We start from the raw sequence: 15,322 nt of genomic DNA, 5'->3' as shown, positions 1-15,322 counted from the left end.
GTGAGGCTGCCAAAGGGTCTTGGCTTTCATATGTCAAATTTGGCATACGAAAGTGTAGGACTCTTTGTGCACAGGCACAAAGAGTTTTTTTATTGCAAAAATTAAAACTGAAGGAGGATGTAACAATGGAGCAAAAGCCAGTGTTAGACATTCATGAAGTACCGAAACCGGGAAAATGGTTATTATTAAGTATACAACATTTGTTCGCGATGTTTGGATCAACAGTGCTTGTTCCGTTTTTAACAGGACTGAATCCATCAGTAGCTTTAATATCAAGTGGATTAGGAACGCTAGCGTTTCTTCTAATAACGAAAGGTCAAGTACCAGCATATTTAGGATCATCATTCGCCTTTATTGCACCAATTATTACAGCGAAAACAGCAGGTGGACCTGGAGCAGCGATGCTTGGAGGAATGCTTGCGGGACTTGTTTACATCTTAATCTCACTCGGAATTAAGAAATCTGGGTCAGAATGGATTATGAAATTACTTCCGCCAATCGTAGTTGGGCCAGTCGTAATGGTAATCGGTTTATCTTTAGCACATACAGCAGTGAACATGGCGATGAACGGTGCGGATGGTAAGTATAGCATTACACACTTTTCAGTAGCATTAGTAACATTAGCAATTACAATCATTTGCTCCATATTCGGAAGAGGATTTTTCAGTATCATACCAGTGCTACTTGGAATCATCGGCGGGTATATATTCGCTTACTTCCAAGGGCTAGTAGATTTAAAGCCAGTAGCTGAGGCAAAATGGTTTGTCATACCAGACTTCACAGTACCGTTTGTAACATATACTCCGGAGTTTTCATGGAAAATTGTACTCTTAATGGTGCCAGTTGCACTTGTAACAATTTCAGAACATATCGGACATCAAATTGTACTTGGAAATGTTATTAAAAGAGATTTAATTGAAAAACCAGGTTTACATCGTTCAATCTTCGGTGATGGGATAGCAACATTGATCGCATCACTAATAGGAGGACCACCGAATACAACGTACGGTGAAAACATCGGTGTGCTAGCAATTACGAGAGCATACAGTGTATACTTATTCATCGGTTCAGCAGTGTTCGCAATCATGTTTGGATTTATCGGGAAGATTTCAGCACTGATTCATTCGATTCCAACACCAGTTATGGGTGGTGTATCAATCTTACTCTTCGGTGTAATCGCATCAAGTGGTTTACGTATGATGGTAGACGATAAAACAGACTTAGGTGACAAACGAAACTTAATGATTGCATCAGTTATACTAGTAATCGGTATTGGCGGAGCGGTACTGCACGTAGGTGAATCGTTCCAAGTAGAAGGAATGGCGTTAGCAGCAATTGTAGGTGTACTATTAAATCTACTACTACCAGAGACAAAACAAACAAATAAAACAAAACAATCTAAGCAGATTGCTTCATAAAAATAACCTTTTAATTCAGTCCTGTGAGATAGAAAAGGGTGGCTACTTTAACGCACCCTAGTCTCAAAGACTAGGGTATTTTTATACAGTTATTGTTATATAAATTCAATGGTGTTATCATAAAAAACAGAAAGATGAGGGATGACGATGAGCCATTTGTTAACGATGAGTGAATTATCGGAACAAGAAATTTCAGAAATCCTAAAAGACGCAGAAGATTTCGCGAATGGAAAAGAGAGAAAAACGACAGAGCAAACATTTGTTGCGAACTTGTTCTTTGAGAATAGTACGAGGACGAGATTTAGCTTTGAAGTTGCTGAGAAGAGATTAGGACTTGAAGTATTAGACTTTTCCGCAGATGCATCTAGCGTACAAAAAGGAGAAACTTTATACGATACGATAAGAACACTAGAATCAATCGGAACAAAAGCGGTAGTCATCCGCCATGAGCAAGATCGTTACTTCGATGAATTAAAAGATCAGGTGAATATCCCAATCTTGAACGCTGGAGATGGATGTGGAAATCATCCAACGCAATGTCTACTCGATCTTCTAACAATTAAACAAGAGTTTGGAAGATTTGAAGGTTTGAAGATTGCAATAGTTGGGGATGTTCGTCATAGCCGAGTAGCACGTTCTAATGCAGAAGCATTAACGAAACTGGGCGCGACAATTTACTTTGCAAGCCCAGAAGAGTGGAAAGATGAAGAGAACACATTTGGAACGTACAAGAGTTTAGATGAACTTGTTCCAGAAGTGGATGTGATGATGTTACTTCGTGTACAACATGAGCGTCATGACCATTATGAAACAGACATTATGAAAGAGTATCACGAGCAACATGGGTTAACAGTTGAAAGAGAAAAACGTATGAAAGAAGGAAGCATTATTATGCATCCAGCCCCTGTAAACCGTGATGTTGAAATTGCGAGTGAACTTGTCGAGTGTGAACGCTCACGCATATTCAAGCAAATGGAAAACGGGGTCTACGTAAGAATGGCTGTACTAAAACGCGCATTACCAAATGTATTAGGAGGAATGAAACATGAATTATTTGTTTAAAAATGGTCGTTATATGAATGCAGAAGGAACAATCGTAGCAACAGATCTTCTCGTACAAGACGGTAAAATTGCGAAGGTAGCAGAAAATATTACGGCAGATAATGCTGAAGTAATCGATGTAAATGGAAAGTTAATCGCACCTGGATTAGTAGATGTACACGTTCATCTTCGTGAACCAGGTGGTGAACATAAAGAAACAATTGAAACAGGAACACTTGCAGCAGCAAAAGGTGGATTTACTACAATTTGCGCAATGCCAAACACACGCCCAGTACCAGATTGTAAAGAACATATGGAAGACCTGCAAAAGCGTATTAAAGAAAAAGCACATGTAAATGTATTACCATATGGAGCAATTACAGTACGTCAAGCAGGTTCTGAAATGACCGATTTTGAAACGTTAAAAGAACTTGGAGCGTTTGCTTTCACTGATGATGGCGTAGGCGTGCAAGATGCAAGCATGATGTTAGCTGCAATGAAGCGTGCATCGAAATTAAATATGGCAGTTGTTGCACACTGTGAAGAGAACACACTTATTAATAAAGGATGTGTACATGAAGGGAAGTTTTCTGAGAAACACGGATTAAACGGTATCCCATCAGTATGTGAATCCGTACATATTGCCCGGGACATCTTACTTGCGGAAGCTGCAAATTGTCACTACCACGTATGTCATGTAAGTACAAAAGGATCTGTACGTGTAATCCGTGACGCGAAACGTGCTGGAATTAAGGTGACAGCAGAAGTAACACCGCATCACTTAGTATTATGTGAAGATGATATCCCATCGGCTGATCCTAACTTTAAAATGAATCCACCGCTTCGAGGAAAAGAAGATCATGCAGCGTTAATTGAAGGACTATTAGATGGAACAATTGATATGATCGCAACTGACCATGCACCGCATACTGCAGAAGAGAAAGCGCAAGGGATTGAAAGAGCACCGTTCGGAATTACTGGTTTTGAAACAGCATTCCCGCTTTTATATACGAACCTTGTGAAAAAAGGAATCATTACATTAGAGCAACTGATTCAATTCTTAACAGAAAAACCAGCTGACACATTCGGTTTAGAAGCAGGGCGCCTAACAGAAGGTAGAACAGCTGATATTACAATTATCGATTTAGAACAAGAAGAAGAAATTGATCCAACAACATTCTTATCAAAAGGAAAAAACACACCATTCGCAGGTTGGAAATGCCAAGGTTGGCCGGTTATGACAATCGTTGGTGGTAAGATCGCATGGCAAAAGGAGAGTGCATTAGTATGAAAAGACAACTTATCTTAGAAGATGGAACAGTATTAATTGGAAAAGGTTTCGGAGGAGAAATAGAAAAGTCAGGTGAGGTTGTATTTACAACTGGGATGACTGGATATCAAGAAACTTTATCTGATCCATCATACTGCGGTCAAATCGTAACATTTACGTATCCATTAATCGGAAACTACGGCATTAACCGTGATGATTTTGAATCAATTCACCCATCTGTAAATGGTTTAATCGTAAACGAAATTTGTGATCACCCATCAAACTTCCGTAATGAAATTTCGCTAAATGATTACTTGAAAGAAAGAAATATCCCAGGATTAGCAGGAATTGATACGAGAAAATTAACAAGAAAAATTCGTCAATATGGAACTTTACGCGGACGTCTTTGCAATATGGATGTGGATGTAGAGGACATCGTTAGCCAATTGAAAGCAACTGTCTTTACAGATCATGTGAAACGCGTATCAACAAAAGATCCATATCCAAGTCCAGGCCGTGGACACCGAGTTGTACTTGTAGACTTCGGAATGAAACATGGTATTTTACGAGAATTAAATAAGCGTGATTGTGATGTAATTGTTGTACCTTACAATACAACAGCAGAAGAAATTCTACGCCTTAGCCCAGATGGAATTATGTTAAGTAATGGACCTGGGGACCCAAAAGATGTACCAGAAGCAATTGAAATGTTAAAAGAAATTATTGGTAAAGTTCCTTTATTCGGGATTTGCCTAGGACATCAATTGTTCGCCCTGGCATCTGGTGCGAATACAAGTAAGTTAAAATTCGGTCACCGTGGTTTAAATCATCCAGTAAAAAATCTTGCAACTGGAAAAGTAGCAATTACATCTCAAAACCATGGTTACGCAGTAGAAGAAGAATCAGTTGGAAATACAGAACTGGAAATTACACATGTTGCTTTAAATGATGGAACAGTAGAAGGTCTTCGTCATACGAAGTTCCCAGCATTTACAGTGCAATACCATCCAGAAGCTTCTGCAGGACCAGAAGATGCAAATGATTTATTCGAAGATTTCTTAGCAATGATTGAAAACTTCAAGAAAGAAGGGGAAGAGTTATGCCAAAACGCCTAGACATTAACACAATTTTAGTAATCGGATCAGGACCAATTGTAATTGGGCAAGCAGCAGAGTTTGATTACTCTGGTACACAAGCTTGTCAATCTCTTAGAGAAGAAGGTTACAAAGTAATCCTTGTTAACTCTAACCCAGCAACAATTATGACAGATACTGCAACAGCAGATAAAGTATATATAGAACCATTAACATTAGAATTCGTAAGCCGTATCATTCGTAAAGAACGTCCAGATGCACTCCTACCAACATTAGGTGGTCAAACAGGCCTAAACATGGCTGTTGAACTTGCGAAATCAGGCATACTTGAAGAGTGCGGAGTTGAAATTTTAGGAACAAAATTATCAGCAATCGAGCAAGCCGAGGATCGTGATTTATTCCGTACATTAATGCAGGAATTAAATGAACCAATTCCATCTAGCACGATTATTCATACGCTGGAAGAAGCACATGAATTTGTAAAAGAAATTGGTTATCCAGTTATTGTTCGCCCAGCATTTACAATGGGGGGAACAGGTGGCGGAATCTGTAATAATGAAGAAGAACTAATTGAAATCGTATCAGGTGGATTAAAACATAGTCCAGTAACACAATGTTTATTAGAAAAGAGTATTGCCGGTTGTAAGGAAATTGAATATGAAGTAATGCGTGATTCGAATGATAACGCGATTGTAGTATGTAACATGGAAAATATCGATCCGGTTGGGGTTCACACAGGTGATTCTATCGTTGTAGCACCGAGCCAAACATTAAGTGACCGTGAGTATCAAATGTTACGAAACACTTCATTAAGAATTATTCGTGCATTAGGAATTGAAGGTGGATGTAACGTTCAGCTTGCACTTGATCCACATAGCTTCCAATACTATGTAATCGAAGTAAACCCGCGTGTGAGTCGTTCGTCTGCACTAGCATCTAAAGCAACTGGATATCCAATTGCGAAGCTAGCGGCGAAAATTGCAGTCGGTTTAACATTAGATGAAATTATAAACCCAGTAACACAAAAAACATATGCTTGCTTCGAGCCAGCATTAGACTATGTTGTTTCAAAAATTCCACGTTGGCCATTTGATAAGTTTGAATCAGCAAACAGAACACTTGGTACACAAATGAAGGCAACTGGTGAAGTTATGTCAATCGGACGTAACTTAGAACAATCATTATTAAAAGCGATTCGTTCTTTAGAGCTTGGCGTTTATCACCTAGAGTTAGACCACTTAAAAGAGCTTGATAAAGAAACGATGAAAAAGCGTATTATAAAAGCTGATGACGAGCGTCTGTTCGTTGTAGCAGAAGCAATCCGTCAAGGTGTAACGAAAGAAGAAATCAACGAATGGTGTGAAATGGACTTCTTCTTCTTACAAAAAATTGAAAATATCGTAAACATGGAACGCGAAGTAAAAGCGAATGTAGGAAATATGGAAGTGTTACAATCTGCTAAAGAAATGGGCTTCAGTGACCATTACATCGCCAATGCTTGGAACAAAACAGAGCGTGAAATTTACGATATGCGTAAAGAAAGCAATATGACTCCTGTTTATAAGATGGTAGATACTTGTGCGGCAGAGTTTGAATCTGCAACACCATACTACTACAGCACATATGGTGACGAGAATGAATCGATTGTAACAGATCGTAAGAGTGTAGTTGTACTAGGATCTGGTCCAATCCGTATTGGTCAAGGTGTTGAGTTTGATTATGCAACAGTTCACTCTGTATGGGCAATAAAAGAAGCTGGATATGAGGCAATCATTGTTAATAACAACCCAGAAACAGTTTCAACAGACTTCAGTATTTCTGACAAATTATACTTTGAACCATTAACAATCGAAGATGTAATGCACATTATCGATTTAGAAAAGCCAGAAGGTGTTATCGTCCAATTCGGTGGACAAACGGCAATTAACTTAGCGGCTAAATTAGAAGCACACGGTGTAAAAATCTTAGGAACATCACTTGAAGATTTAGACCGTGCAGAAGATCGTGATAAGTTTGAAGCAGCTTTAACAAAGCTTGGTATCCCGCAACCAGTTGGTAAAACAGCAACGACTGTAGAGCAAGCAGTAGCGATCGCTGACAAAATTGGTTACCCAGTATTAGTAAGACCATCTTACGTACTAGGTGGACGTGCGATGGAAATCGTATATCGTCAAGAAGAATTACTGCACTACATGAAAAATGCGGTTAAAGTTCACGCAGATCACCCAGTATTAATCGACCGTTATATGGTTGGTAAAGAAATTGAAGTAGATGCAATTTCAGACGGTGAGAATGTATTCATTCCAGGTATTATGGAACATATCGAACGCGCTGGAGTTCACTCTGGGGATTCAATTGGAGTATATCCACCACAGAGCTTATCTGAAAAACTAAAAGAACAAATTATTGAACATACAATTGGGCTTGGAAAAGGTTTAAACATTGTTGGATTACTAAACATTCAGTTTGTAGTATTCAAAGATGAAGTGTATGTAATTGAAGTAAATCCACGTGCGAGCCGTACAGTACCATTCTTAAGTAAAATTACAGGCGTACCGATGGCAAATATCGCAACGAAAGTTATTTTAGGTCAAAACCTTGTAGAACAAGGATATGGAACTGGCTATCACCCAGAAGAGAAGGAAGTGTATGTAAAAGCACCGGTATTCTCATTTGCGAAACTACGCTCAGTTGATACAACATTAGGGCCTGAAATGAAATCAACAGGGGAAGTAATGGGTAAAGATTTAACTCTTGAAAAAGCATTATATAAAGGACTTGTTGCTTCAGGAATTAACATTCCAACGCACGGATCAGTAATCATCACTGTAGCGGATAAAGATAAAGAAGAAGCGCTGGAAATTGCAAAACGCTTCCATGAAATCGGCTATAACTTATTAGCAACAGCAGGAACAGCACAATCACTAACAGAACAAAACATTCCGGTGCAAGTTGTAAACAAAATTGATTCTGAAGACTACAACTTACTTGATATTATCCGTCAAGGGAAAGCGCAGTTTGTAATCAATACATTAACAAAAGGAAAACAACCAGCGCGTGATGGTTTCCGCATTCGCCGTGAATCAGTAGAAAATGGTGTGGCTTGCTTAACATCACTTGATACAACGAGAGCAATCTTGAGAGTATTAGAATCTATGACATTCTCAGCTCATTCAATGAAAGAAATTACGCAAACGAAGCGTCACGAGGTGGTACATGCATGATGCAAAAGCAAAATATGATCGTCGTTAACCAAAAAGAAATCGCAAAAAACATTTACGAATTAGTGCTTCAAGGGGATTTAGTGCAGCAAATGAACGATCCAGGGCAGTTTGTACACATTAAGGTAGCAGAGGGCATTACGCCTCTTCTGCGCCGCCCAATTAGTATTTGTAATGTCGATCAAGACAAGAACGAATTTACAATGCTATATCGTGCGGAAGGACAAGGGACAAAAACATTAGCGAAAAGAAAACAAGGTGAACTTGTAGATGTGTTAGGACCACTTGGTCATGGATTTCCTGTAGAAGAAGCGGAATCTGGACAAACGGCTCTATTAGTTGGTGGGGGAATTGGTGTACCACCACTATATGAATTGTCACAGCGTCTTGTAGCAAAAGGAGTACGCGTTATTCACATCTTAGGTTTCCAAACGAAAGATGTTGTCTTCTATGAAGAGAAATTCGCAGAACTTGGTGATACGTATGTTGCAACAGTTGATGGTACACATGTTACAAAAGGGTTTGTAACAGATGTAATCGATAGCTATGGAATTGACTTTGACATTCTCTACTCATGTGGACCTTTAGCGATGCTTCGTGCATTAGAAGGACGCTATAAGGAGAGAAAAGCCTACATTTCATTAGAAGAACGTATGGGCTGTGGTATCGGAGCATGTTTCGCATGTGTATGCCATTTGCAAGCAGATCCGAGTGGGCATTCTTACAAGAAGGTGTGTAGCGACGGACCAGTATTTCCAATCGGGGAGGTTGTACTATGAACAGATTGCAAGTTGAATTACCAGGGTTATCATTAAAAAATCCAATCATCCCAGCATCTGGTTGCTTCGGATTTGGTCGTGAGTATGCACAGTTCTATGATTTAAGTGTACTTGGATCAATTATGATTAAAGCGACAACAGAACAACCTCGTTATGGAAACCCAACGCCTCGTGTTGCTGAAACACCAGGCGGAATGCTAAATGCAATCGGGCTTCAAAATCCTGGATTAGAAAAGGTAATGAATTCTGAATTACCTTTTCTCGAGCAATTTGATCTTCCGATTATTGCAAACGTTGCGGGTTCACAAGCTGAGGATTACGTAGCGGTTGCGAAGGCGATTTCAAAGGCACCTAATGTTCATGCGCTAGAATTAAATATTTCTTGTCCAAACGTAAAAACGGGTGGTATCGCTTTTGGTACAAATCCTGAAATTGCTGCTGATTTAACGAAGCGAGTAAAAGAGGTTTCTGAAGTACCGGTATATGTGAAATTGTCACCGAACGTGGCAAACATTGTGGAAATTGCAAAAGCAATTGAAAATGCGGGTGCGGACGGTTTAACGATGATTAATACATTGCTTGGTATGCGTCTAGATTTAAAAACTGCAAAACCAATTTTAGCAAACCGTACGGGCGGACTATCAGGGCCTGCGATTAAGCCAGTAGCAATTCGTATGGTACATGAAGTAAGTCAAGCGGTTAACATTCCGATCATCGGAATGGGTGGTATTGAAACAGCGGAAGATGTAATTGAATTCTTCTATGCGGGCGCAAGCGCGGTCGCAGTTGGAACGGCGAACTTTATCGATCCGTTCGTATGTCCGACAATTATTGAAGAATTACCAGCATTACTAGATGAATTAGGATTTGATCATATTTCGGAATGTCAAGGAAGGAGCTGGAAGCAAACATGTCACAGTCGTTAATCGTTGCACTAGATTTTCCAGGGAAACAAGAGGTAGAACAATTCTTACACCACTTTGAAGGGGAAGAGTTATTTGTCAAAGTTGGTATGGAGTTGTTTTACAAAGAAGGTCCTGCAATTATTACGTACTTAAAAGAAAAAGGACATAAAATCTTCCTAGATTTAAAACTTCATGATATTCCGAATACGGTAAAAAGCGCTATGCGTAGCCTAGCTAGTCTAGATGTAGATATGGTAAATGTTCATGCTGCTGGGGGAAGCAGTATGATGAAAGCTGCGATTGAGGGATTAGAGGAAGGTAAGCAAGAAGAAAAAGAGAGACCGATTTGTATTGCAGTTACACAATTAACAAGCACTTCGGAAGCTATGATGAAAAAAGAGATTGGCATTGAGAAAACGTTAGAAGAAGCGGTTGCTCATTATGCAAAATTAACGAAAGAAAGTGGACTTGATGGAGTTGTTTGTTCAACACTTGAAGTACCAAAATTACGTGAAGTATGCGGAAATGAATTTGTAACAGTAACACCGGGGATTCGTCTTGCAAGCGATGATGTAAATGACCAAGTGCGCGTAGCAACACCGAAACGTGCGAGGGAACTTGGTTCAAGCTACATCGTAGTTGGACGTAGTATTACAAAAGCAGAAAATCCGCTTGAAGCGTATAAAACAGTAAAACAACAGTGGGAAGGTGTAACAGTATGAAAAAAGAAATCGCATCGCATTTATTAGAAATTGGAGCAGTATTTTTACAACCGAATGACCCATTTACTTGGTCTTCTGGTATAAAATCACCAATTTATTGTGATAATCGTTTAACTTTATCTTATCCAAAAGTACGCCAAGCGATTGCAGCTGGATTAGAAGAGTTAATTAAAGAGCACTTCTCAACTGTAGAAGTTATTGCAGGAACAGCAACTGCTGGTATTGCGCACGCTGCATGGGTAAGCGATCGTATGGATTTACCAATGTGCTACGTGCGTAGTAAAGCAAAAGGTCACGGTAAAGGGAACCAAATCGAAGGAAAAGCTGAAAAAGGTCAAAAAGTAGTAGTAGTAGAAGACTTAATTTCAACTGGCGGTAGTGCAATTACATGTGTAGAAGCACTTCGCGAAGCTGGCTGTGAAGTATTAGGAATCGTATCAATCTTCACATACGAGCTTGAGTCAGGAAAAGAGAAACTAGAAGCAGCAAACGTAGCATCATATTCTTTAAGTGATTACAGTGCATTAACTGAAGTTGCAGCAGAAAAAGGTATGATCGGACAAGCTGAAACGAAAAAATTACAAGAGTGGCGTAAAAATCCAGCAAATGAAGCTTGGATTACAGCGTAACACGAAAAAAGACGACCGCGGGGGAACGCGGTCGTCTTTTTTATATCATTGCTAAAATTTTATGTAAAGTTCCATCGATATCAAAGAAAATCATAGTACAATCTCCTCACTAATAACTACTTATTGTTTTCTGCAACTTCATATCCTCTCACAAACAATAGAGTCATATAAGAAATAATAAATGAGAAGATACTATACATACCGACCCAAAAGAAAAACTTTGGAGGGAAGGCGATAGCACCTACTATTAAAAAACTAGCAAACGTTACAATTGGCATTACATAGTACGTTCTCGTTCTACGTGTTCCAATAACAGAAACGATAAAGATAAGTAATGGACAAATTAATAAGACAAAAATCAATTCATTCATAGTTATGTCCCCTTTTCTAATTGAAGTAATCTGTTTCTCGTAAACGTTTTGAAATAAATACTCTCCTAATATAACTTCGCTAACATATACATAATCCCTTTTGAAAGTCAGTAATAAATGATTGATTTCACAATGAAAAACGTAAGCAAGAGAATACTCGCTTACGCTATAGAATAAACATCGCAACGATCGTGGTGACGATTAAGCCAATCACAACTGGTAAAAAGTTTCGGCGCGCAAGTTCAAAAGGATCTACTTTGCATATGGCAGCGGCAGGAATAAGCGCCCAAGGAATTAAAGTGCCACCGCCAGTCCAGATTGCTGCAATTTGCCCAAGTGCTGTTAATGTAGCTGTTCCATGCCCAAGTGCTGTTCCGAAAAGATTGGCAATCGAACCAGTAAGTGATATACCGGAAAAGCCAGATCCATCTAAGCCTGTTATGACACCAACGATAGTTAATGTTCCTGCCGATACATATTGGTTTAAAGGAACAATTTGAGATAAGGCGATTCCTAAGTCGTTAATGATTCCATGTGAACCTTTCGGTAAATAGTCCCCGATAATTTTCACAAAGCCGCTATCTCCTAAATAAAAGAGTGCAGCAATTGGGATAACTGGACCAAAGATTTTAAATCCAAATTGGAGCCCTTCTATAAAATAATCGGTCGTTTTATTCAGTCCATTACCTTTGTAGGCGATGAGAGAAATAATGATAATCATAATAACAGTCGTCCCGCCGATAAGTGCAGTTGCATCGCTTCCTTGTAGTTTAAATTGAATCATGCAAAGAATATCTATGGCATATACGATCGGAATACAAATAGCGAGCCATTTTTTTGTCTGAGGAGATAATGAAGTGAGCGTTTTAGAAGACTCAGTTGATGGAATAGATTCTTGTATAGATAAGCCTGTATGAAATTCTTTTCGTAAGAAGAAAAATGCGACGGAAGTTGTCACAATACCCATAACGATAACGAGGGGAACACTGGCTGAAACAACGCTGGAAACAGGAAGACCAGCAGCATCTGCAGTTAATTTCGGTGCACCTTGAATAACGAAGTCACCAGATAAGGCGATACCGTGTCCGAATAAGTTCATAGCGATTGCGACTCCAATTGGCGGAAGGCCGACGCGTACAGCGACTGGTAATAAAATGGCCCCCATTAAGGCGACAGCTGGAGAAGGCCAAAAGAAAAAGGAAATTGTCATCATTAAAAGACCGATAATCCAGTAGGCATGTGCAGGTGTACGAATCATCTTTGTAAATGGTGAAATCATCGTATCATTTATGCCGGTATGAACGAGTAGGTTGCTCATTGATACGATAATGGAGATGATTAATATAGTTGGTAATAGTTCGGTAATGGCGTAAATGAAACTTTGAAAGATACCACTAATGGCAAGAGGGATAGAACTTGTAGCGGTTAATGCTAATAAAAAGATAAAAACGATACAAATGATCGTCGTATCTTTTCTAAAAATAAAAAAGGTAATAATAGTGAGTAAACAAAGAATATAGAGAGCATGTAAAAGCGTTAATTCAACTCCCATAACATTCACATCCTTTAGGCATTCGTGTAGTTCATTGTATGGAAGCAGTGAAAGTATGTGAGTATAGGGAAAAGAAAAAAAGTGAAATTTCATGTACTGTAATGGTAAGAACAATAAATGGATGTTACAATACAATTAATCCTAAAAATGGAATTAAAAGAGGGCTTATGCGCAAAGAAATTGGATTTTGGGGATTTATCATATCTTGTAGTCTATTAATCATTTTAAATCTGCTTACAAACAATGAATGGATAAGTATCATACCTGTTCTCGGGTTTGTTTTTATACTGTTATATCGTTGGGATGACATGAAACAACATGGTAAGAAAAGTATTGGAATTATGATAGGTATCATTGTTGTTTGTTCATTTGTCGTAGGGGTTATTTTAATAGAGGGCCAAAAGCAAATGGAGAAAATGTCTATTTTTCAAGATTGGATGTCTTCTGCGAAAGGTCTTTATCTTGTAATTGTAGTCGTTATTTTTCTAAGAGTCATGATAAGAATAGCAAGTTACATATTAAAGGAGAAGTAGAATGGGGGAGTACGAATGAGAGAGAAAATAGGGTATTATGGTGTGCTCGGTTGTTTAATATTATCAGTTATTTCGGGGCAATTTCTTAAAAGTGAATGGGTACCAGTAATATTATGTATAGGAGTATTGATTTTTGCTCCTATGTATCGCTGGGATGAATGGAAAGCATATAGTCGAAAAAAGAAAATTGTTTTCAGCATCGAGTTTGTCATTATAATTAGCACGATTCCGTTTTTATTATTGAAAGGAAATGAGGTAATAGATGGAATTGTAATGTTTCAAGGGTGGTTATTTATTGCGAAATTGCTATATTTAATATGCATTTTAATATCGGTAGCGGTAGTGGCTAAAAAAGTAAACGAAAAGTTATTCGTTAATGAATAAAAGAAAATGCCACCTTATTCGGTGGCATTTTCTTACTTTACTGAATGAGCTTTTTGCATCTTTTTAATTAAACGAATTTGTCCGCGATGGTTGATCTCATCTTCAAATACGTGAAACCACTTAAAGTAGTTATGAAAAAACTCCTGTTAAAAAGTTCATGACTTTTAACAAGGGATAACAATTAATTCTCTATTCGCTTTTGTAATAACCTCATAGCCCTCTTTTGTGATGACAATATCATCTTCAATTCTACACCCGCCCCAGTTTGGTATATAAATACCTGGTTCAACTGTAACAACCATACCTTCTTCTAAAGTAGCCTTACTTTCTTGGGATAGACGGAGAGGTTCATGAATTTCTAACCCAAGCCCATGACCAGTAGAGTGGCCGAAATATTGACCGTATCCATGTTCTGTAATGTAATCTCTCGTTATATCATCGATACTTTTCGCCGTTTCTCCAGGTTTAATGGCTGCAGTTCCACGCTTTAATGCTTCTAATACAACATTATATATTTTTTTGAATTCTTCCGATGGTTCGCCAATCGCTACAGTACGTGTTAAATCGGAACAATACCCGTTATAAAGTGCACCGAAATCTAAGGTAACGATATCGCCGTGCTCGATTATTTTATTCGATGCAACGCCATGAGGAAGTGAAGAGCGAACGCCAGAAGCTACAATAATTTGAAATGATGAGGATGTAGCTCCTTTCTTTCGCATGAAAAATTCTAATTCATCTCGGACATCAGTCTCACTTATTCCTGGCTTTAGAAACGTAAGGATGTGGTGAAATGATTCGTCAGCAATATTAGCCGCAATTTTCATTGTTTCTATTTCAGGTGTGTCTTTAATAATGCGAATATCTTCGATGATTTCGCACACTTGCACCATTTCCGCATGTATGTATTTTTGTAAGTTTTTATATTGTTGTAATGTCATGTTATTTTCTTCAATTCCAAGTTTTTGAATGTTTAATTTCGATACTTGATTTGCGATTTCTTTTTCTAGATTTCCTTTATGCATAATAATTTCAGCTTCTTTTATTTGTGATTTCGCTTGATCTACATAGCGAAAATCAGTTATAAAAACCGCTTTATCCGCAGAGATTAAGACGACGCCAGCGCTACCTGTAAAGCCTGTTGCATATTGGCGATTTTCTTTTTTGGTAATAAGTAATCCGTCAATTTCATATTTTTGTAGTTGATTTTGGATTTTAGTAATTCTTAAATTCATGTTAATTTCCCCCTTTTCACAGTATTGAATAAAGCAAATAGCGTGCCAAAAGATAACTTTAGAGAAAGGATAGTGGGGAATATATATAAGGGAAGGTAAAGTAAAGTTCTGTCCGCTATTTGTGGGAAGGACTATTTGAAAACTACGGATTGCTTCAAAATATTAGTG

The 15,322-nt window shown here is 38.4% G+C and carries 14 protein-coding genes; 11 read left to right on the top strand and 3 right to left on the bottom strand.

The genetic code is table 11. The features are described from left to right. Nucleotides 1-125: 125 nt before the first annotated feature. The 9 genes from uraA to pyrE all read left to right on the top strand — a co-directional run bounded on the left by uraA (nucleotide 126) and on the right by pyrE (nucleotide 11,079). Nucleotides 126-1,418 (top strand): uracil permease, encoded by a 1,293-nt coding sequence (gene uraA, locus NSQ69_RS19145; RefSeq protein WP_002014712.1) that lies wholly within the window; start codon nucleotides 126-128, stop codon nucleotides 1,416-1,418. 147 nt (nucleotides 1,419-1,565) lie between these two features. Then, on the top strand, nucleotides 1,566-2,480 hold the full coding sequence (gene pyrB / locus NSQ69_RS19140) for an aspartate carbamoyltransferase (RefSeq protein WP_002128846.1): 915 nt from the start codon (nucleotides 1,566-1,568) through the stop codon (nucleotides 2,478-2,480). After that, nucleotides 2,464-3,750: a dihydroorotase gene (gene pyrC, locus NSQ69_RS19135; RefSeq protein ID WP_002088243.1), complete on the top strand. Its 1,287-nt coding sequence runs from the start codon at nucleotides 2,464-2,466 to the stop codon at nucleotides 3,748-3,750. The genes pyrB and pyrC overlap by 17 nt, the downstream gene beginning before the upstream one ends. Beyond that, on the top strand, nucleotides 3,747-4,844 hold the full coding sequence (locus tag NSQ69_RS19130) for a carbamoyl phosphate synthase small subunit (RefSeq protein WP_002111416.1): 1,098 nt from the start codon (nucleotides 3,747-3,749) through the stop codon (nucleotides 4,842-4,844). Before pyrC ends, NSQ69_RS19130 begins: the two co-directional genes overlap by 4 nt. Continuing rightward, complete coding sequence (gene carB, locus NSQ69_RS19125) at nucleotides 4,829-8,047, top strand: carbamoyl-phosphate synthase large subunit (protein WP_002128845.1); 3,219 nt, start codon at nucleotides 4,829-4,831, stop codon at nucleotides 8,045-8,047. The genes NSQ69_RS19130 and carB overlap by 16 nt, the downstream gene beginning before the upstream one ends. After that, the gene (pyrK, locus tag NSQ69_RS19120; protein ID WP_341099611.1) at nucleotides 8,044-8,823 is read left to right on the top strand and encodes a dihydroorotate oxidase B electron transfer subunit; all 780 of its coding nucleotides are present in this window, start codon (nucleotides 8,044-8,046) and stop codon (nucleotides 8,821-8,823) included. Before carB ends, pyrK begins: the two co-directional genes overlap by 4 nt. Further along, nucleotides 8,820-9,749, top strand: a complete 930-nt coding sequence (gene pyrD / locus NSQ69_RS19115) for a dihydroorotate oxidase B catalytic subunit (protein ID WP_002088238.1) — start codon at nucleotides 8,820-8,822, stop codon at nucleotides 9,747-9,749. Before pyrK ends, pyrD begins: the two co-directional genes overlap by 4 nt. Then, the gene (pyrF, locus tag NSQ69_RS19110) at nucleotides 9,734-10,450 is read left to right on the top strand and encodes an orotidine-5'-phosphate decarboxylase (RefSeq protein WP_341099609.1); all 717 of its coding nucleotides are present in this window, start codon (nucleotides 9,734-9,736) and stop codon (nucleotides 10,448-10,450) included. The genes pyrD and pyrF overlap by 16 nt, the downstream gene beginning before the upstream one ends. After that, complete coding sequence (gene pyrE, locus NSQ69_RS19105; RefSeq protein WP_012261599.1) at nucleotides 10,447-11,079, top strand: orotate phosphoribosyltransferase; 633 nt, start codon at nucleotides 10,447-10,449, stop codon at nucleotides 11,077-11,079. Before pyrF ends, pyrE begins: the two co-directional genes overlap by 4 nt. Before the next feature lie 116 nt (nucleotides 11,080-11,195). Here pyrE and NSQ69_RS19100 read toward each other — a convergent pair whose 3' ends face one another. Together NSQ69_RS19100 and NSQ69_RS19095 are read right to left on the bottom strand one after the other, a co-directional pair. Continuing rightward, complete coding sequence (locus tag NSQ69_RS19100; protein ID WP_002033769.1) at nucleotides 11,196-11,450, bottom strand: YbeF family protein; 255 nt, start codon at nucleotides 11,448-11,450, stop codon at nucleotides 11,196-11,198. Between the two features lie 166 nt (nucleotides 11,451-11,616). Beyond that, nucleotides 11,617-13,002 (bottom strand): membrane protein, encoded by a 1,386-nt coding sequence (locus tag NSQ69_RS19095; RefSeq protein ID WP_033731203.1) that lies wholly within the window; start codon nucleotides 13,000-13,002, stop codon nucleotides 11,617-11,619. A 101-nt stretch (nucleotides 13,003-13,103) separates the two neighbouring features. Between NSQ69_RS19095 and NSQ69_RS19090 the strand changes: the two genes are divergently transcribed. Both NSQ69_RS19090 and NSQ69_RS19085 read left to right on the top strand, forming a co-directional pair. After that, a complete protein-coding gene (locus NSQ69_RS19090; RefSeq protein ID WP_254841782.1) occupies nucleotides 13,104-13,535 on the top strand; it encodes a YoqO family protein in 432 nt (143 codons plus the stop codon). A gap of 15 nt (nucleotides 13,536-13,550) precedes the next feature. After that, a complete protein-coding gene (locus tag NSQ69_RS19085; protein WP_016120740.1) occupies nucleotides 13,551-13,919 on the top strand; it encodes a YoqO family protein in 369 nt (122 codons plus the stop codon). A 164-nt stretch (nucleotides 13,920-14,083) separates the two neighbouring features. Here NSQ69_RS19085 and NSQ69_RS19080 read toward each other — a convergent pair whose 3' ends face one another. Continuing rightward, nucleotides 14,084-15,154 carry a M24 family metallopeptidase gene (locus NSQ69_RS19080; RefSeq protein WP_078206263.1) on the bottom strand — a complete coding sequence of 357 codons (1,071 nt, stop codon included), beginning with the start codon at nucleotides 15,152-15,154 and terminating at the stop codon, nucleotides 14,084-14,086. Between the last annotated feature and the right edge of the window lie 168 nt (nucleotides 15,155-15,322).

Source organism: Bacillus sp. FSL R10-2201, assembly GCF_038008665.1.
Lineage (GTDB): Bacteria > Bacillota > Bacilli > Bacillales > Bacillaceae_G > Bacillus_A > Bacillus_A mycoides.
Note: the sequence above shows the minus strand (reverse complement) of the source record. Positions and strands in the feature narration are given on the sequence as shown.